Origin of the sequence: Polynucleobacter sp. AP-Reno-20A-A9 (genome assembly GCF_018882085.1) — a bacterium.
Taxonomy (GTDB): Bacteria; Pseudomonadota; Gammaproteobacteria; order Burkholderiales; family Burkholderiaceae; genus Polynucleobacter.
Genome location: NZ_JACVPB010000001.1, coordinates 110511 through 130128, shown reverse-complemented (window position 1 = coordinate 130128; position 19618 = coordinate 110511). Strand labels below are relative to the sequence as shown.

Here is a 19618-nt window from a genome sequence, read left to right as displayed (position 1 = left end):
GTGGCTTACGCCGCAACAGTTTTGCTCTGAGCTTTTTCCCACAATTCACCGAGAGCACGCTTGTACTCAGTTGGGAGAACCTTCACAAAGCGACCACGCGCATTTTCCCAATCAGCTAATAGTGCTTTAGCACGCTCAGAGCCAGTGTGACGGAAATGACGCTCAATCAAACCCTTCAAAATTTGCTCGTCCGTCAAACGCTCACCGCCATCTTTTACATCGATAGGAGCATGCCATTCCGACTTTGGCATCTTGGCGATCTGCTCAGCAGAAGGCAGCACTTTTTCTAGTGTTGCCATGCTGGTGTTGCAACGCTTATCGAACAACCCATCCTCGTCGTAAACGTAAGCAATACCACCGCTCATACCTGCAGCAAAGTTACGACCTGTCGCACCCAAAACAACCACTGTTCCACCAGTCATGTACTCACAACCATGGTCACCAGTGCCCTCAACAACCGTTGTAGCGCCAGAGTTACGAACTGCAAAACGCTCACCAGCTACGCCATTAAAGAAGGCTTCACCAGCAATTGCGCCATAAAGAACAGTATTGCCAACGATGATGTTCTTAGCGGTATCGCCACGGAACTCATGAGGCGCACGAACAATTACTCGTCCGCCTGATAAACCTTTGCCAACATAGTCATTGCCGTCGCCAACTAAGTCTAATGTGATGCCCTGTGACAAGAAGGCTGCAAAACTTTGACCAGCTGTGCCATTCAATTGAATGTGAATCGTGTCATCCGGCAAACCTGCGTGACCATAACGCTGCGCAACTTCTCCAGAGAGCATTGCGCCTACGGTACGGTTCACGTTCTTCACCGGAACAATGAAGGAAACTTTCTCGCCACGCTCTAATGCAGGCTCACTCTTCTCGATCAAGATGTTGTCAAGCGCACTAGCTAGGCCGTGATCTTGAGTTAACACTTGGTAACGCGGAACTTCAGCAGCAACTTGTGGTTCAGCAAATATCTTGCTGAAATCCAAGCCGTGCACTTTCCAGTTTTCAATGCCTTTACGGGTATCTAACAAATCAACGCGACCAATTAAGTCATCAAACTTGCGAATGCCGAGTTGCGCCATGATCTCGCGTGCTTCTTCAGCGATAAAGAAGAAGAAGTTCACCACATGCTCAGGCTTGCCTGAGAATTTCTTACGCAATTCTGGATCCTGAGTTGCAACGCCAACTGGACAGGTATTGAGATGACACTTACGCATCATGATGCAACCCTCAACCACCAACGGCGCTGTCGCAAAACCAAACTCATCTGCGCCTAACAAAGCGCCGATCACTACGTCACGACCCGTTTTCATCTGACCATCAGCCTGAACGCGAATACGGCTGCGCAAACCATTGAGAACCAATGTTTGCTGTGTTTCAGCTAAGCCGAGTTCCCATGGGGAGCCAGCGTGCTTGATTGAAGACAGTGGAGATGCGCCAGTACCGCCATCATGACCAGCGATCACAACGTGGTCTGCTTTAGCTTTTGCCACACCAGCGGCAATAGTTCCAACACCTACTTCAGATACCAACTTCACAGAAACGTCAGCCTTTGGATTAACGTTCTTCAAGTCATGAATCAATTGAGCAATATCTTCAATCGAATAAATGTCATGGTGCGGAGGAGGAGAAATCAAACCAACGCCAGGCACAGAGAAACGCAACTTACCGATGTAATCGGAAACCTTGCCGCCAGGCAATTGACCGCCTTCACCAGGCTTAGCGCCTTGGGCCATCTTGATCTGAATCTGATCGGCAGAACGTAAGTACTCTGTAGTCACGCCAAAACGACCAGAAGCAACCTGCTTAATTTTGGAGCGCAATGAGTCGCCATCCAATAATGGAATATTGGCTTCAACCACATCGCTACCCAAGATGCTAGCTAATGTCTCGCCCTTCTTGATTGGAATGCCCTTGAGCTCGTTCACATAACGATTTGGATCTTCACCGCCCTCACCTGTATTGGACTTGCCGCCGATACGGTTCATAGCAATGGCCAAAGTAGCATGGGCTTCTGTTGAGATCGAGCCCAAAGACATCGCGCCCGTTGCAAAACGTTTAACGATTTCTTTTGCAGACTCCACTTCATCCAATGGAATCGCTTTTGCTGGATCGAGCTTGAATTCAAACAATCCACGCAAAGTCATTTGACGCTTGGTTTGATCATTGATGATGTTGGCATACTCTTTATAAGTCTGATAGCCCTTCTCAGCACCAATTCGTGTGGAGTGTTGCAACTTAGCAATCGTATCTGGAGTCCACATATGGTTCTCGCCACGAATACGGAAAGCATATTCGCCACCAGCATCAAGCATGTTGGTCAAGACTGGGTCATTACCAAATGCGGCTGTATGCATACGCAATGCTTCTTCAGCCACTTCAAACACACCAATACCACCAACATTGGATGGGGTGCCCTTGAAGTATTGATCGATGATGTCGTGATTTAAACCAATCGCTTCAAAAATCTGTGAGCCGGTGTAAGACATATAAGTAGAGATGCCCATTTTGGACATAACTTTTTGCAGACCCTTACCGACCGCTTTTACAAAGTTCTTCACTGCTTTTTCAGCAGATAAGTCACCAGACAATCCCTTAGCCATTTCAGCCAAGGTTTCCATAGCAAGGTATGGATGAATAGCTTCTGCACCATAACCAGCCAAGAGCGCAAAGTGATGAGTCTCACGTGCGCTACCAGTTTCAACTACTAAACCAACGCTGGTACGTAAACCTTTTTGCACCAAATGCTGATGAATAGCAGAAGTTGCTAACAAAGCCGGAATTGCGACATGGTTCTCGTCAACCTGACGATCACTCACGATCAAAATGTTGTAGCCAGAACGTACGGCATCTGCAGCTTCTGCGCACAAAGAAGCTAAGCGAGCTTCAATGCCAGCTTTGCCCCATGAGGCTGGATAACAAATATCCAATTCGTAAGAACGGAACTTGCCGTTGGTGTAGTGGCCAATGTGGCGAATCTTGGTGATGTCATCAAAATCCAAAATTGGCTGACTAACTTCCAAGCGCATTGGAGGGTTGATGTTATTGGTGTCCAACAAATTAGGCTTAGGCCCAATGAAAGAAACCAAAGACATCACCATATTCTCGCGAATCGAGTCGATTGGAGGATTAGTTACCTGCGCAAATAATTGCTTGAAGTAGTTATAGAGAGGCTTGTCCTTGTTGGAAAGTACAGCCAATGGGCTGTCATTACCCATTGAACCAATAGCCTCTTCACCATTCATGGCCATTGGAGCCATCAAGAATTTGATATCTTCTTGCGTATAACCAAATGCCTGTTGACGGTCTAATAATTTAGCCGCTGGACGAATAGTCGTTTTCTCGTCAATCAAGTCTGCCTTGCTGGCATCAACTTCATCCAACTTCACACGAACTGCATCGATCCAACTCTTATATGGCTTCGCTTTAGAAACAGCATTTTTGAGCTCAACGTCATCAATGATGCGGCCTTGCTCCATGTCGATCATGAACATCTTGCCTGGTTGCAAACGCCATTTTTGAACGATCTTGCTTTCAGGAATCGGCAATACACCAGCTTCAGAACCCATGATGACCAAGTCATCGTCGGTTACGTAATAACGTGCTGGACGCAAACCATTGCGATCCAAGGTTGCGCCAATTTGGCGACCATCGGTAAATGCCATAGCAGCAGGGCCATCCCATGGCTCCATCATTGCTGCGTGATATTCGTAGAAGGCACGGCGATTGTCATCCATCAATGCATGCTGTTCCCATGCCTCAGGAATCATCATCATCATGGCTTGGGCTAATGGGTAGCCAGACATCACCAGCAATTCTAAGCAGTTATCAAAGCAAGCTGTGTCTGACTGACCTGGATAAATTAATGGCCAGAGTTTTTGTAAGTCATCGCCAAGTACTGGGGAGCTAATCGCGCCCTCACGTGCATTGACCCAATTGACGTTACCCTTAACAGTGTTGATCTCACCATTGTGCGCAATCATGCGATACGGATGCGCCAATTCCCAAGCAGGGAAAGTGTTGGTGGAGAAACGCTGATGCACCAAAGCAAGCGCAGATACAGTACGCTTATCTTGCAAGTCTTGGTAATAAGCGCCGACTTGATTCGCTAACAGCAAACCCTTATAAACAATAGTCCTAGCGGACATTGATGCAACGAAATATTCTTTGCCATGCTTCAAATGCAAATCTTGAATTGCATGACTTGCTGTTTTACGAATCACATACAACTTACGCTCGAGCGCATCGGTTGTCATGATGTCGCGGCCACGACCAATGAAAATTTGACGAATAAATGGCTCTGTCATTTGTACAGTTGGAGACATCGGCAATTTCACATCTACCGGAACATCTCTCCAACCTAAAACTACCTGACCCTCTAAACGTACTGTGCGCTCTAATTCTTGTTCGCATGCCAGACGTGAAGCGTGCTCTTTCGGCAAGAAAATCATGCCAACGCCATACTCACCTAATGGGGGCAAAGTCACACCCTGCTTAGCCATTTCTTCGCGATACAAAGTATCTGGGATCTGAATCAAGATACCGGCGCCATCGCCCATTAACGGATCAGCACCAACCGCTCCCCGGTGATCTAAATTCTCAAGAATCTGCAAACCCTGAGAAACGATCTCATGAGATTTCTTACCTTTGATATGTGCAACGAATCCTACGCCGCAAGCATCATGCTCATTACTGGGGTCATATAAACCGTGAGCGATAGGGCGAAGATATGTGTTTAATTTTGTAGTCATAGTATTTCCGAGGGGCGACAAAGGCCTAATTACTTTTGGAGGATCAAATATAGGTGAATACCCACACCGATGCAATAGAAATAAAATGAGTCTGTCCCATTTATTTAGATGTCGCACCAATATGAATTCTATATATGGGGACAGAGTCGAGATATTCAACACCCTATTTAAAGCACAGGGAAGCTATTATTTTTCTAAGCTATTGAATTTACTGAATTAATTTTTCTAGGGCGGCCACGATGGCGAATTAATGCAAGCTCCGGAGCATCTTTAAACAGCTTTTTCGCATAAATATCACTTACCCAAGGCTTGGAGCGCAATAAAGACTCCGTGATTTGATGGTCTTCCCAGTGGGGTGCGCCCTCTTTTACAAAGTTCGCCCAGCTCATCTGCCGCTCAAAAGGGGTATTACCCAACCTCCAAAAATGCTGATGGTCTACCAACCAAGGCTCTGCGTTACCCCCAATATGGGTTGCAAAACTCGTCCAGGTAGAACTTTGGGGATGAGATTCATATCCAGACCTCACCGGATTAAGCTCTATATAACGCTGGCAGCGTAAAAAATAATCGGGGTCAATCAAAGAGGAGCGATAGCGCCCCTCCCAAATGGTTCCAGAGCGATGGTGTTGTTGATTGAAATATTGTGCATAACGGCGGCCAAGAGACTGCATTGTTTTAGCAAGCGAATCTTCGCTTTGAGGGGTCATGAGTAAGTGCACATGGTTAGGCATTAAAGCAAACGCATGCACAGCACAACCAAACTGCCTGGCAGCTTCACGCAACCACTCTAAATAAGTGCGACGATCTTCATCGGAAAAAAAAATGGTTTCACGATTATTGCCGCGAACCAACACATGCATTGCTTGGCCTGGTATTACTGTGCGCGCTTGCCGTGCCATGTTGAAAACGAACTATTGCAGTTCGCGCACACCGCCATTGGTCGCGAAGTCCGGAATAAACCAGTCGCCATCCACTTGCGTTACACCACTTGGCACTTCGCGTGAAATCTGGGGACTATCTTTTAATGCAGTCGCCATATAAGAAATCCACATTGGTAACGCAAGTCCGCCACCAGTCTCTCGATCACCTAAACTCGCAGGCTTATCAAAACCAATCCATGCAATCGCAACCACTTTGGGGTTATATCCAGCAAACCAGGCATCATGTGAATCATTCGTTGTGCCAGTCTTACCTGCAATGTCGCTACGCCCCAACTTACCGCGCGCTGAGGCTGCGGTACCCGTCTTGGTAACTTCTTGCAGCATGCTATCCATTACAAATGCAGTGCGAGCATCCAATACACGAGGTGCATCTGCGCCTGCATGCGAAGGCTTTGCTTCGAACATGACGGTGCCTTTAGAGTCCACCATCTTGTCAATCAAGAATGGATCTACACGATAACCACCATTCGCAAATACGCTATAGGCAGAAGCCATCTGCAGCGGCGTTACAGAACCCGCGCCCAAAGCCATTGTTAAATAAGGGGGGTGTTTTTCTGGCTCAAAGCCGAAACGCTGAATATATTCTTGTGCATATGAAGGACCAATGGCGCGAATAATACGCACCGAAACTAAGTTCTTAGATTTTGCCAAGGCATTGCGCAAGCGCATCATGCCGTCGTATTTACCATCGTAGTTTTTTGGCTCCCAGACCTGACTACCGGTCTCCATGCTGCCAATCGATAGAGGTGCATCGTTGACCATCGTGCTTGGGGTAAAGCCTTTTTCAATAGCCGCAGCATAGATAAATGGTTTAAATGAGGATCCCGGCTGACGCAAAGCTTGTGTCACGTGGTTGAATTGGTTACGACGGAAATCAAAGCCACCCACTAAAGATAGAATCGCGCCAGTCTCTGCATTCATGGACACAAAGGCAGCCTCGACCTGTGGGAGTTGAGCTAACTTCCAAACTCCCCCATCAGACAGTAAACGCACTACAGCACCGGGGCGTAAGCGTTTTTTGGGTTGGGTGCTATCAGTAATAGAAGCAGCCGCCAACTTCATACCCTCACCTTTAATAGTGATGGTGTCACCAGTCGAAATCATCACCTGCATTTCTTTTGGCTTTACTTCAAGAACAACGCCGGACTGCAGGTCATCTAACTGTGGGTAAGCAAGTAAAGCTTCATCAATCGCGCGCTGGCGCTTCACAGAGTCTTCTGGAAGATCAATAAAGCCTTCTGGACCGCGATAAGCGTGACGCAAGTCGTATTCAAAAATTCCGCGGCGAACGGCTTTATAGGCCGCATCTTGATCTGCCTTCAGGATGGTCGTGTAGACATCGATCCCCTGTGAATAGATTGCCTCGCCATACTGTGTGAATAGTAATTGACGCACCATTTCAGCCGGGAAGTCAGCACGAACTGCAAACTCATTACCTAGACCCCGAATATGTAATTCTTCAATCATGGCCTTTTGATATTCTTCTGGCGTGATGTAACCCAGATCGCGCATGCGCTGAAGAATGTACTCTTGACGAATCTTGGCACGGCGGAAATTGCTCACAGGGTTATAGGCTGACGGCGCTTTTGGTAAGCCAGCTAACATTGCCGATTCTGCAATCGTGATGTCCTTGAGCTCTTTGCCAAAATAAATCTGGGCGGCACTCGAGAATCCAAACGCCCTTTGGCCCAAGAAAATCTGGTTCATGTAGATTTCTAAGATTTTGTCTTTGGTTAGTTGAGATTCAATCTCCCAGGCCAGGAGAACCTCATAAATTTTGCGGCTAAAGGTTTTCTCATTACTGAGGAAGAAATTCCGAGCCACCTGCATGGTAATAGTGGATGCGCCTTGCGAAAGATGTCCGCGCAAATTGGTTACCGTTGCTCGTAAAATGCCAACGTAGTCCACGCCACCATGAGAATAAAAACGATCATCCTCAATTGCTAAAACAGCGTTACGCATGCTCAACGGGATCTCATTCAAAGGAATGACCTTGCGACGCTCCTCGCCAAACTCACCAATCAACACTTTATCTGCCGTATAGATACGCAGAGGAGTCTTAGGGTTGTAATCAGTTAACGCGGAGATCTTGGGAAGATTGGGCTTTGCAATCAAGAATGCATAACCCATCAAAAGCGTGACTACCAAAGCAAAAACCACGCCAATGATTAGCAAAGCCTTTACAAGTGGATTACTGGAAGTCTTGCGCGGCAAGCCAGGCTCAACTCGTGAATTCCGAGGGCGTCTATCGGATGGACGAATGGGACGCTGATTCAGCGGCGGCTTGTCTTTTGGAGGTAAGGCCATATGTCCAAATTATAGGGTGCTTAGACAATTTCCTTAAAAGCTCTAAAACCCTTGTTCAGCCCATAGATAAGATCCAATTTCTGACGCTGGGTTCAAGCTAGGCTGATGGATTTTCGACACTCAAAACAGAAGAATAGGGGCATGCCCGCACGCCATATTTCTAGCCAATCTTTTGATGAAATTCTGAGCGATCTTGGCGATGATCCAGCCATCCCAGACCCCCATGGAATACGCAAACCTCCTCCCCAACAAAGCACCCCACCTAGAGCTCCAAACCAAAGCAGGGGCAATCCTTTTACAGAGTCCTTAAATCCCACTCAGATCAGAAATTCACTCCAAGGAATTGCACTACCAATCGCACTTATTGGCATTTTGCTGGCAGCGGCTATCGCATTTTTTGCAGCCTACACCTCACTCAATAAGCAATCCCAAGATGCCTTGGAGACATCTCAACAACAGATCTCTGAATTGAGAAAGGAGCTGGCCTTAATGCGTGATCAAATTCATCAGGACCAAGATGAGCTATATTTTGCAATAGATGAAATAGAAGTGAGTGTTCACTCTTTAAAGGAAAGGAAGATTGAAACAAGGGGCGTCAGCAAGCCTCAAGCACCTACCCATGAGTCCGAGCTACGCCGCTGGCGCTATCTCGGCACATCCCAGATGGGCAATATCCAGCAAGCCTATTTTCATACAGGGAAAAGCCATCTTGCTTATGAGAGGGGGGCGCAGGTTTTGGGGGAATGGCGCCTAAACAATATCGAAAAAGGGCTTGTTACCCTGACGCATCCTCAGGGCAAATCTGTGATTTTGAGGACCTCAAAAAGCGAATGAATATCAGCCTCAATGAGACCCAGAGCTACTTAAAATCGATCACCTCTTGCTTGGCTGTATTGCTGCTTTTATTAAGCAATCCAGCATGCGGTAATGCGCCCTCAAAAAATCATTTCCTAACCCCTATTAGCCTGCAATTTACCGATATCGAATTACCAGAGCTTTTAGAGACCATGGCCAAATTGGGTGATACCAATTTTTTATTAAGCGAATCCATTAAAGGGAAGATTTCTATAGATCTGAGAAATACCCCTTGGCAAACAGCCCTTCACTCCATTCTGGCCAGCCGCGGTTTACGACTAGTGCGCAACGGAGAAATCTACTGGATTGGGCCCCATGCAGAAATCCAAGCCTTTCAGAAATTTCGGCGTGAAGACGCCGCCCTTCCCTTTGGTGGAGACCACATTAATAGCCCGAGACAAATCCTCATAGAGGCACGAATAGTCGAGGCTGATGAACGCTTTGCCCGTGAGCTAGGGGTCAAGCTGGGATATCAAGCCAATGGTGTCGGGGACAACACAGATCAAAAATTGATTGGCAGCATGGATCTAGGTGGCGCTGGTTTGAGTGGATTTAATCCAGCAACCATAGCGGCAACCTTAGTCTCCAGAAATGCTAGTCGCATTGTTCAGGCAGAACTCTCTGCACTGGAATCCGAAGGCCAAGGGAAAATTCTTTCCAATCCTCGCATCATGACTGGCGACCAAGTAAAGGCAACCATTGAACAAGGTACAGAACTACCGTACCAAACCTCCAACCAAAATGGCAGCAAATTGCAATTTAGGAAGGCAAACCTGCGCCTAGAGGTTCTACCTAAAATCCATCCAGATGGGAAGATTTCAATGCTAGTGGGTATTAATAAAGACACTGTAGGCATGAAAACTGAGCAAGGATATGCGATTGATACTAAAAGCCTGAGTTCAGAGGTCACCGTTGAAAATGGCGGGACAGTCATCATTGGCGGCATTTTCCAAACCACCGAACGTGAGGATGAAGTCAAAATCCCTTTATTGGGAGATATACCCCTGATTGGTCATTTTTTTCGCCATAAATCCAAATTGCAAGACAAAACTGAGTTATTGGTCTTCCTAACCCCGACCGTTCTCGACAAACCCTAATAAAATCGAAGTGTGAACTCTTCGACAAACAATATCTTTCTGATCGGCCTCATGGGCGCGGGGAAGTCGACCGTCGGAAAAGTCTTGGCAAAAAAATTAGGGCGCCGCTTTCTGGATGCCGACCACGTCATTGAAGAGCGCTGTGGCGTAAAAATCCCCGTCATTTTTGAAATGGAGGGCGAAGAAGGATTTCGTAAAAGAGAGGTGCAAGCCATCCGTGAAATTACTGCCGAGCAAGATATTATTTTGGCGACCGGTGGAGGCGCTATTCTCTCGCCAGAAAATCGTCAGGCATTAAGTGAATACGGCACTGTGATTTATCTTCACGCAAACCCCGTTGAACTTTGGCATCGCACCAAAGGTGGCGAAGGTCGCCCCCTATTAAAAAATGGTGATGCCAAAAAGATTTTAGAAAACCTATATGCCATTCGTGATCCTCTGTATCGCGAAATCGCCGACTATGTTATTGAAACTGGAAAGCCCAGTGTCAATCAACTAGTCAACACCCTAGTTATGCAGCTTGAACTTTCCGCTTAAATACATTGGCACTATGATGAAAACACTTGAAGTTGATCTCGGTAATCGCAGTTACCCAATTTATATTGGTACAGATCTGATTAATCAAGCAAGCTTATTTAAGGCCTGTGAAAAAGCAACCTCTATTTACATTGTTAGCAACACTACGGTTGCCCCCCTTTATGCTGAGCGCCTGACTAAAACGCTGAGCACCTTTGGCAAGCCTGTTAGAACGATTGTTCTACCTGATGGCGAGTCATACAAAGACTGGAAAAATCTTCAGCTGATTTTTGATGACCTTTTAAAGTTTGGTGCCGATCGCCACACTATGTTAGTTGCTTTGGGTGGCGGCGTTATAGGCGATATGACTGGGTTTGCTGCAGCCAGCTTTATGCGTGGCATTCGCTTTATCCAAGTACCCACTACCCTGCTTGCACAGGTGGACTCTTCAGTTGGCGGCAAAACTGGCATCAATCATCCGCTAGGTAAAAATATGATTGGCGCTTTTCATCAGCCAGCCGCGGTGATTGCCGATCTCAATACTTTAAAGACTCTACCTCCAAGAGAGCTGTCTGCCGGCCTTGCTGAAGTTGTAAAGCATGGTGCTATTGCTGATGCCCAATTCTTAGATTGGATTGAGTCCAATGCAACTCCGCTGCTAGCCTGCGACACAGAAGCAATGGGTCATGCTGTCTTACGTTCCTGTGAAATTAAATCTGCAGTGGTTTCTGCAGATGAACGAGAGGGCGGTATTCGTGCAACCCTCAATTTTGGTCATACCTTTGGTCACGCAATTGAAGCAGGTATGGGCTATGGCGAATGGTTACATGGCGAAGCTGTCGGATGCGGCATGGTTATGGGAGCAGATCTATCACGTCGGCTCAATTACATTAGCGACGCAGAGGTCCAGCGCCTCACCAAAATCATCCAATCGATGAACTTGCCAATTACCCCGCCAAAGTTTGGGGCAGGGCGCTATATGGAACTCATGCAGGTTGATAAAAAAACTGAGGGTGGGCAAATCCGTTACGTCGTTTTAGAAAAAATTGGTAAAGCCCAGATTAAAAGCGTAGCGGATGCGCAAGTGATTGAAACTCTAAGCGCTACTGGCGCAGCTTAAATTAAGCCAATCTTGACTGCTTTACCAGCCTGAGCACTCGCAAACTCAGTCAAGTCGCTCAATAGCTCTTTTCCTGTTTTGGTATCAAGCCACAAGGGTTGTGCCAACGTGCCAGCCCAGCGGTAGTGATATCCACCAGATTTGGCAGCGACCCAAATCTCATGCAAAGGTGGTTGAGTATTGACCACAATGACGCTTTTATCCCTAAAACGAATATTGATCACATTCCCACCTTGGCGCTCAATATCCAGGTCAAGGTCTAATGCTTCGTCCGCAGCCTCCAATGCCACCTCTATGGAATGCAATAAATTGCTTCCTAACAGGTAAAACTGCTTGTCATCAATAGTTTCTACGCCTGGATTATTTGGATTCATACCGGAGTCCTGCATGCTATATTCAATCATTCGTTTTAGAGACATTCATGATAGCGATTCTTAATAGAACCCTCTGCCTTAGCCTTCTAATATCCCTTGTTGGGTGTGGGGTAAGAGGGCCGCTATATATGCCAAATGTGCCACCAGTTCCGCCACCTCCTACAGAGCCGGAACCTAAAGGCAAGCTATACCCACCTCAAACCCCTGCTAGCCCAAGCAATTCTTCATCGGCCAAGTAATGACAAGCAAAGCAATCCCCCTTCCTAAGTTATCTGGGTTCACTGAACGCGATGGCAACTGGTATGCCGAAGAAATTCCACTCGCAGATTTAGCAAAAGAATTTGGTACGCCGCTATATATCTATAGCAAAAAAGCATTGACTGAAGCCTATCAAGCCTATGACAAGGCATGCGTTGATAGCAATGGCAAGCGTCGTGCACGCGTGCACTATGCCATGAAAGCTAATAGCAATTTAGCGGTGATTGATTGCTTTAAAAAACTGGGTGCTGGATTTGATTTAGTGAGTGGCGGTGAGTTAGCTCGTGCATTAGCAATTGGCGCAGATCCAAAAAGCCTAGTATTTGCCGGTGTAGGTAAATCTGCCACTGAAATCACTATGGCCCTCAAGGCTGGCGTCAAATGCATCAACGTTGAATCAATTGCTGAGTTACATAAGATCAATAAGGTTGCTACTGAATTAGACTGCCGCGCCCCAATCTCTTTGCGCGTCAACCCCGATGTGGATGCGCAGACTCACCCCTATATCTCTACAGGCCTAAAGGGCAATAAATTTGGTATCGCTTATCACGAGGTTTTAAAAACCTATCGTGAAGCATCGCAACTTTCTCAAATAGATGTAGTCGGAATTGATTGTCATATTGGCTCTCAAATCACGACCACTGCCCCTTACTTAGATGCGTTAGATAAAGTGTTAGATCTTGTCGCGCAACTGAAAAAAGAGGGTATTGTGATTCACCATCTTGATCTAGGTGGTGGCCTTGGCATTTCTTATAGCGATGAAACTCCGCCAGACATTACTGAATTTACGAACACCTTATTGAATCGAGTGGCTGAGCGTGGTTTTGGTCACCTAGACGTTGTACTAGAGCCAGGCAGATCATTAGTAGGCAATGCTGGGGTGCTACTTACAACGGTAGAGTATTTAAAGCCTGGTGCTGAAAAGAACTTCTGTATTGTTGATGCTGCAATGACCGAACTGATGCGCCCCGCCCTATATGAAGCGCACCATGGAATAGTGCCTGCACAAAAGAAGGCGGCAACTGCCCTGACCTATGACATCGTTGGCCCTGTTTGCGAATCTGGCGACTGGCTGGGAAGAGATCGTCATCTTGCAGTGGAAGAAGGCGATCTACTGGCAATTCTGTCAGCAGGCGCCTATGGTTTTGTGATGGCTTCTAACTACAACACACGCCCTAAACCTGCAGAGATTATGGTTGACGGAAAAAATGCTTACCTTATTCGTGCTCGTGAAAAAACTACTGACTTATTTTCTTCCGAAACAGTTTTGCCAAATTAACAATTCGGAATCGGAATGCATTTAAAACTTTGTAAAAGTTTTAGGCAATAAAAACCCCGCTGAAGTAGCGGGGTTTTGTTTTAATGCTTTAGCTAATTAATGCAAACCTGCGATGTAATCAGCCACCGCTTTCATTTCTTTATCCGAAAGCTTAGAAGCAATCGTTGTCATTTGACTGCTATTGGTACGAACACCTTCGCGGAACGCTAGCAACTGTGCGTTGCTGTATTCGGCCCATTGACCGCCAAGGAGTGGGTACTGAGCAGGAATACCGGCCCCTGTTGGGCTATGGCAAGCAGCACAAGCTGGAACGCCTTTTGCTGCAATACCGCCGCGATAAATACTTTGGCCTAATGCGATTGTTGCTTTATCTTGAGCAACACCCTGGGAGATTGGCTGCTTAGCTAAAAAAGCTGAAATATTTTGCATATCTTGTTGAGTCAAAGTGGCCGCCATACCCATCATGATTGGATTTGCGCGAGTGCCTTCTTTAAAGTTTTTCAACTGCTTTGTGAGGTATGCAGCATGCTGAGCGGATAGCTTTGGCCATGTAGCAATAGCACTTTGACCTTTAGGACCGTGGCAAGTGATACAAGCGGTTACGCCACGAGTTGCATCGCCATTTGAATACAGTGCTTCACCAGCGGCTAGATCAATCTTAGGCTTACCTGGAACTTCTGCTTTAGCTTCTGGAGCGGCGGCCATAGGAGCAGCATCAGCAGCAAAAACTGTACCGGATACGCCGATCAGAGCGAAAATAGAGAGAACCGCAAAACCAGCCCTTAAGCTAGTTAATTTGGAGATTTGAGAGGTTTGACGCATTATGTTTACCTTGGCAAAAATTCCTAAAAGTGTTTGGGCCCTGCATTTACAACCTTTTACCCAACACCATGAGATATTTCATGATTTTGCGTGATTTTACAATAGCTTCTGGACATGTCTAAACTCTTTCAAGCCCGATTCGCCACCACAGTTAATGACACCCACTGTCTGCCTGCCACCCCGCTAAGAGAGGTGGCCTTCGCAGGCCGGTCAAATGCGGGCAAATCTAGCGCTCTTAATGTCCTTTGCAACCAAAAAAGGCTGGCTTTTGCTAGTAAAACGCCTGGACGCACCCAACATATCAACTATTTTGGTGTTTTTGCAAAAGATGATCTACTGGCTTATTTGGTCGACTTACCAGGCTATGGCTATGCAGCAGTGAATCACGAGACCAAATACCACTGGAATGCCCTTCTAAGCGACTATCTGCAAGAGCGGGAGCAGTTGGTAGGCATGATCCTGATCGTGGACTCTAGGCGAGGTATCACGGAGCTAGACGAGCAAATGATTCAGTGGTTTGTGCCCACCGGCAAGCCTATTCACGTTTTACTCAGCAAATGCGACAAACTAAACAAAAGTGAGTGCAAGCATGTGCTGGAGGCGGTACGCAAGCAATTACAACAATATGACCCAGCCCTGCCTGACGGCAATGGTGAGTCCAAGCAACTTACGGCACAATTATTTTCAAGCACCAAACGGATTGGCCTTGAAGAGGCAGATAATTTAATTATTAAATGGCTATTTGAAGCAGAAACTCATGAAAATGAAATCACCAGCTAACTCATTGCTTAATTTTCCAGGACACCGTCCTCGTCGCATGCGTCGTGATGATTGGTCGCGTCGCTTAATGCAAGAAAATAGTGTCACTGCAAATGATTTAATCTACCCAGTGTTTTTACTTGAAGGCCAGGGCAAATCTGAAGCGGTTGCATCAATGCCTGGCGTCAATCGCGTATCTTTGGATTTACTCTTTCCGGTTGCGCAAGAGTGTGTAGATTTAGGCATTCCAGTACTTGCGCTTTTTCCAGTAATCGATGCTGCACTAAAAACACCCGATGGTAAAGAAGCCTTTAATCCGAAGGGCCTCATTCCTGTGGCTGTTCGTGAGCTCAAAAAACGCTTCCCCAATTTGGGCATCATGACTGATGTAGCCCTTGATCCATATACAAGTCATGGTCAAGATGGCGTACTCGATGAGCAAGGTCGCATTCTGAATGATGAGACGACTGCGATCTTAGTGCAACAAGCGATCACTCAAGCAGAAGCTGGGGTCGATATCGTTGCACCATCAGACATGATGGACGGGCGTGTCGGAAAAATTCGTGAAGCTCTTGAACAAAAGAAACTCATTCACACTCGCATCATGGCGTACTCAGCTAAATATGCTTCTGCTTTTTATGGTCCATTTAGGGATGCAGTAGGTTCTGCAAAGAACTTGGGCAAAGCCGATAAAAAAGCATATCAGATGGATTGCGCCAATGGCGACGAGGCTTTGCGGGAAGTTGCTCTCGATATCAGCGAAGGTGCTGATATGGTCATGGTCAAGCCTGGCATGCCTTACTTAGATATCGTACGCCGCGTCCACGAAGAGTTTAATTACCCCACTTATGCATACCAAGTCAGTGGTGAATATGCGATGCTTAAAGCTGCCGCACAGAATGGCTGGCTAGATCATGATGCTGTCATGATGGAATCACTACTTGCATTTAAGCGTGCAGGTGCTGATGGGATTCTAACTTACTTTGCTCTCGAAGCAGCACGTTTACTTAAAACAAGCGCAGCAAACAAATAAAAAACGAATTTTATTTTCTATTGGGCGCTTGCTGATTTTTTTAAGCGCTCAATAAAACGCTGCGGTGGCATATAGCCAATCACACGTTGGTCTTTTAGCTCTTCTGAATTTTGATTGAAGATCAGAATTCCGGGGGGACCAAATAATCCAAAGCGCTTAAGTAATGCCTGGTTCTCAGGGCTATTTGCAGTAACGTCCGCTTGCAATAATACAAACTGTTTTAACTCTTTATTTACCTCTGGATTTGTAAAGGTATTTACTTCCATTTCTTTACAGCTAATACACCAGTCTGCATAAAAATCCAGGAGAACCAATCTCTTTTCTTCTCGAGCTTTGCTTAATTGCGCATCTAACTCTGCAGGGGAATGAATCACTACAAGAGATAAATCACCCACTTGATGAATGCGCTGACCATTGACTGTTTTTGTGGTTCCTGCAACATCATTCTTCTGGAGCAATGGCGAGGCAATCCATGCTGCCGTGGCGACCAGAAGAACTCCCAAGGTACGCTGTAAATAAACCATCCAAATACCCGTGGATGGAATCAGAATGCGGGCCTCAATCGCAATAAAGAATAGTGGTAGCCCCATTCCTAGGGCCATTACAAAAAGGAGTCCTGCGCCTAGACTCATAGAGCCGGTTTGCGCAATAAAGGCTAAAACGCCTGCCAGGGGCGCTGTAATACAGGGGCTGGCTACTAAAGTAGAAATACCCCCCAAAGCAAAAGCACCAAATACATTGCCGCCCTTTTGGCGCCCTGCCAACCGATCTACATGGTGATGCCATGATTGCGGCAACCGTAGGTCATACAAACCAAACAAACTGCCTGAAAGGGCCAAAAGTAGTAGGGCAAAAGCAGCTAATGCAAAGGGGCTCTGCAATGCACGCTGTACGCTCCCACCAAGGGCCGCCATAAGCACACCTGCCAAGGCGTATACCAACGCCATACCCAAGACATAGGCTAGCGCTAAGATACTGGCACGCCCCTTGGTTACAGCCTTACCGTCTTGAGTACCAAAGATAACGCTCGACAAAATAGGCAACATGGGAAGGACGCAGGGTGTAAAAGCGAGCGCAAGCCCCAATACAAAGAAAGCTAGAAATAAATAAGCAGTTGAAGTGCTTTCTAAAAAGCGACCAATAGCATTGACGTCATCACGCTCACGCCATAAATCGGCCAAGCCGAATTCGCCGCCAACGTGGGAGCTAGATAAAGGCATGCCATCTAAAGCATCTGGAATCGGAGCTACTTTAACCCCAGGACCGGCGAGTAAAAATTTCAGGGTCATAGGTGGATAGCAAATGCCTGCCTCGGCGCAACCTTGCAGTGTTACAGCTACATGGATCGGCTTGCCATCGGCAGGCTTTACATCTAAAAGTACTAGGAAGGGTTCTTTATAAACTTGCAGTTTTTTCTGAAAAGTTTCATCAAACTTCACCACGCCTGATGGCAATGAAGGCCCTATATTGCTTAGCTTCTCGGCCTGCGTGCCCGCTTGGAACTTTAAAGATTCTTGGTAGATGTAATAGCCTTTAGCAGGCAAAAATTCCAGCTCCACTTGATTGGAATTTTCTAACCAAGAAGCCTCCACTCGGAACGCTTTCTCTGGGGGCAAGAAATCCGGCGCAGCAAAAACTTGCGCGGACAGGAATAAAAATAGGGCAAAGATCCTTGCTACAAAGGAATACATTCTCATGACTTCGAATTTACCTCAGACTGTACCCACTTGCCGTATTGCTTTTCATATTGCTCAGGGGAAAAGGCCAATATTTCCGGCAGGTCATAAGGATGCTGTTCTTGAATAAAGCTGGAAATTTCCAGCCATTTACTTGCGATAGTTTTCGCAGAAAGCAATACTTCATGCTCCTCGCAAACTTTACCCTTCCAGCGATAAATTGATTGAATACCCTCCGTAAGCTGCACACAAGCGGCGAAATTTCTCTCCACCAAGGCTCTTGCCAAGGCTGTGGCAACCTCTAAATTAGGAAGGCTCGTAAGCACCACCAAAAGCTTGCTGGAATTGGCTAGGGAGTTTTCAGACATTCTGTATTTATAACCTGATAAATGAAAAAAGCCAGACCGAAGCCTGGCTTTTTACCGTAACACCGAGACTTAAGCCTCTTCAGTTACTGCTGTTTCTTCAACTTCTGGGCGATCTACTAACTCAACCAAGGCCATTGGCGCATTGTCGCCATGACGGAAGCCAAACTTCAAAATACGAAGATAGCCACCTGGACGTGTTGCGTAACGTGGACCCAGCTCTGTAAAGAGTTTGGCTACGATATCGCGATCACGTGTGCGATTGAATGCTAAGCGACGGTTTGCTAAGTTGTCTTTTTTACCTAAGGTAATCAAGGGCTCAACAACCATGCGCAATTCTTTTGCTTTTGGCAAAGTCGTTTTAATGACCTCGTGCTCCAAAAGTGAATTGGACATGTTGCGCAGCATCGCCAAGCGATGTGATGATGTTCTGTTTAGTTTGCGTAAGCCGTTTCCGTGACGCATGATGCTTCCTTTCTAATTATTTCTCGAGGTTAGCTGGAGGCCAGCTTTCGAGTTTCATGCCAAGACTTAAGCCACGAGCCGCCAAAACATCTTTAATTTCATTCAAAGATTTGCGACCTAGATTAGGCGTCTTCAACAATTCATTCTCTGTACGTTGAATCAAGTCACCGATGTAGTAAATGTTCTCAGCTTTCAAGCAGTTTGCAGAGCGAACTGTGAGCTCGAGATCATCAACCGGACGCATCAACATTGGATCAACCATTGATGAGCGGCTTGGTGCTAAATCACCAGAAACTTCGCTGCTCTCAAGAGCTGCGAATACTACTAATTGGTCAACCAAGATACTAGCTGCTTGACGGATAGCTTCTTCAGGAGACAACACACCATTTGTTTCGATAGTCATAACTAAACGATCGAGGTCGGTACGTTGTTCAACACGAGCAGACTCAACAGCATAGCTTACACGGCTTACTGGGCTGAATGAGGCATCCAACACAATACGACCAATGATCTTAGTAGCTTCGTCGCTGTACTGACGAACGTTACCAGGTACATAACCACGGCCTTTTTCAACCTTGATCTGCATGTCCAATTTGCCACCAGCTGACAAGTGAGCGATCACATGGTCAGGGTTCATGATTTCTACATCATGTGGCAAGTCGATATCTTTTGCTGTAACAACGCCTGGACCTTCTTTACGCAAATTGATAGTAACTTCATCACGTGACTGCAACTTAAATACGATACCTTTGAGGTTCAACAAGAGGTTTACTACGTCCTCTTGAACTCCATCCAATGTGGAGTACTCATGAACAACACCAGCAATAGCTACTTCAGTTGGCGCATAACCAACCATCGAGGACAACAGCACACGACGTAATGCATTTCCGAGTGTGTGACCATAGCCACGCTCGAATGGCTCCATAACAACCTTAGCTTGGTTGGCGGTAAGCGCTTCAACAGAAATAATCTTTGGCTTGAGCAAATTTGTTTGCATATT

At 46.4% G+C, this 19618-nt stretch carries 17 protein-coding genes; 8 read left to right on the top strand and 9 right to left on the bottom strand.

Going from position 1 to position 19618, the window contains the following annotated elements; translation table 11 throughout:
• Positions 1 to 5 precede the first annotated feature (5 nt).
• The 3 genes from ICN39_RS00685 to ICN39_RS00675 form a co-directional block, all read right to left on the bottom strand.
• Positions 6 to 4751, bottom strand: a complete 4746-nt coding sequence (locus tag ICN39_RS00685; protein WP_216232227.1) for a glutamate synthase-related protein — start codon at positions 4749 to 4751, stop codon at positions 6 to 8.
• Between the two features lie 194 nt (positions 4752 to 4945).
• Positions 4946 to 5650, bottom strand: a complete 705-nt coding sequence (locus ICN39_RS00680; RefSeq protein WP_216232226.1) for a transposase — start codon at positions 5648 to 5650, stop codon at positions 4946 to 4948.
• A 12-nt stretch (positions 5651 to 5662) separates the two neighbouring features.
• Positions 5663 to 7999, bottom strand: coding sequence for a penicillin-binding protein 1A (locus ICN39_RS00675; RefSeq protein ID WP_216232225.1), 2337 nt, complete (start codon positions 7997 to 7999; stop codon positions 5663 to 5665).
• A 141-nt stretch (positions 8000 to 8140) separates the two neighbouring features.
• Here ICN39_RS00675 and ICN39_RS00670 point away from each other — a divergent pair, with 141 nt between their 5' ends.
• Genes ICN39_RS00670 through aroB form a run of 4 tightly spaced genes read left to right on the top strand, consistent with a single transcriptional unit; the run spans position 8141 to position 11587 of the window.
• A complete protein-coding gene (locus tag ICN39_RS00670; RefSeq protein WP_216232224.1) occupies positions 8141 to 8833 on the top strand; it encodes a hypothetical protein in 693 nt (230 codons plus the stop codon).
• Entirely contained in the window at positions 8830 to 9951 is a 1122-nt protein-coding gene (locus ICN39_RS00665) for a secretin and TonB N-terminal domain-containing protein (RefSeq protein WP_216232223.1), read from the top strand. The genes ICN39_RS00670 and ICN39_RS00665 overlap by 4 nt, the downstream gene beginning before the upstream one ends.
• A gap of 12 nt (positions 9952 to 9963) precedes the next feature.
• Positions 9964 to 10488, top strand: a complete 525-nt coding sequence (locus ICN39_RS00660) for a shikimate kinase (RefSeq protein WP_216232222.1) — start codon at positions 9964 to 9966, stop codon at positions 10486 to 10488.
• A gap of 16 nt (positions 10489 to 10504) precedes the next feature.
• On the top strand, positions 10505 to 11587 hold the full coding sequence (gene aroB, locus ICN39_RS00655) for a 3-dehydroquinate synthase (RefSeq protein WP_255532242.1): 1083 nt from the start codon (positions 10505 to 10507) through the stop codon (positions 11585 to 11587).
• On the opposite strand, the gene cyaY is transcribed toward aroB, so the two are convergent.
• A complete protein-coding gene (cyaY, locus tag ICN39_RS00650; protein ID WP_255532230.1) occupies positions 11584 to 12006 on the bottom strand; it encodes an iron donor protein CyaY in 423 nt (140 codons plus the stop codon). The two genes, aroB and cyaY, sit on opposite strands and share 4 nt — an antisense overlap.
• A gap of 2 nt (positions 12007 to 12008) precedes the next feature.
• Here cyaY and ICN39_RS11250 point away from each other — a divergent pair, with 2 nt between their 5' ends.
• Positions 12009 to 12200: a lipoprotein gene (locus tag ICN39_RS11250; protein WP_216232220.1), complete on the top strand. Its 192-nt coding sequence runs from the start codon at positions 12009 to 12011 to the stop codon at positions 12198 to 12200.
• Positions 12200 to 13498 (top strand): diaminopimelate decarboxylase, encoded by a 1299-nt coding sequence (gene lysA / locus ICN39_RS00640; protein WP_216232219.1) that lies wholly within the window; start codon positions 12200 to 12202, stop codon positions 13496 to 13498. Before ICN39_RS11250 ends, lysA begins: the two co-directional genes overlap by 1 nt.
• A 96-nt stretch (positions 13499 to 13594) precedes the next feature.
• Here lysA and ICN39_RS00635 read toward each other — a convergent pair whose 3' ends face one another.
• Positions 13595 to 14320 carry a cytochrome c gene (locus tag ICN39_RS00635; protein WP_216232218.1) on the bottom strand — a complete coding sequence of 242 codons (726 nt, stop codon included), beginning with the start codon at positions 14318 to 14320 and terminating at the stop codon, positions 13595 to 13597.
• Positions 14321 to 14434: 114 nt separating this feature from the next.
• Here ICN39_RS00635 and yihA point away from each other — a divergent pair, with 114 nt between their 5' ends.
• Positions 14435 to 15100 (top strand): ribosome biogenesis GTP-binding protein YihA/YsxC, encoded by a 666-nt coding sequence (yihA, locus tag ICN39_RS00630; protein ID WP_216232217.1) that lies wholly within the window; start codon positions 14435 to 14437, stop codon positions 15098 to 15100.
• Positions 15078 to 16112: a porphobilinogen synthase gene (gene hemB, locus ICN39_RS00625; RefSeq protein ID WP_370623647.1), complete on the top strand. Its 1035-nt coding sequence runs from the start codon at positions 15078 to 15080 to the stop codon at positions 16110 to 16112. Before yihA ends, hemB begins: the two co-directional genes overlap by 23 nt.
• 17 nt (positions 16113 to 16129) lie before the next feature.
• Here the strand turns inward: hemB and dsbD are convergent, their stop codons facing one another.
• The 4 genes from dsbD to rpoA form a co-directional block, all read right to left on the bottom strand.
• Positions 16130 to 17809: a protein-disulfide reductase DsbD gene (gene dsbD, locus ICN39_RS00620; protein ID WP_216232216.1), complete on the bottom strand. Its 1680-nt coding sequence runs from the start codon at positions 17807 to 17809 to the stop codon at positions 16130 to 16132.
• A complete protein-coding gene (cutA, locus tag ICN39_RS00615) occupies positions 17806 to 18156 on the bottom strand; it encodes a divalent-cation tolerance protein CutA (protein ID WP_215321282.1) in 351 nt (116 codons plus the stop codon). Before cutA ends, dsbD begins: the two co-directional genes overlap by 4 nt.
• A 69-nt stretch (positions 18157 to 18225) precedes the next feature.
• Positions 18226 to 18618: a 50S ribosomal protein L17 gene (gene rplQ, locus ICN39_RS00610; RefSeq protein WP_072582073.1), complete on the bottom strand. Its 393-nt coding sequence runs from the start codon at positions 18616 to 18618 to the stop codon at positions 18226 to 18228.
• Between the two features lie 16 nt (positions 18619 to 18634).
• Positions 18635 to 19615, bottom strand: a complete 981-nt coding sequence (rpoA, locus tag ICN39_RS00605; RefSeq protein WP_215321281.1) for a DNA-directed RNA polymerase subunit alpha — start codon at positions 19613 to 19615, stop codon at positions 18635 to 18637.
• Positions 19616 to 19618: the final 3 nt, after the last annotated feature.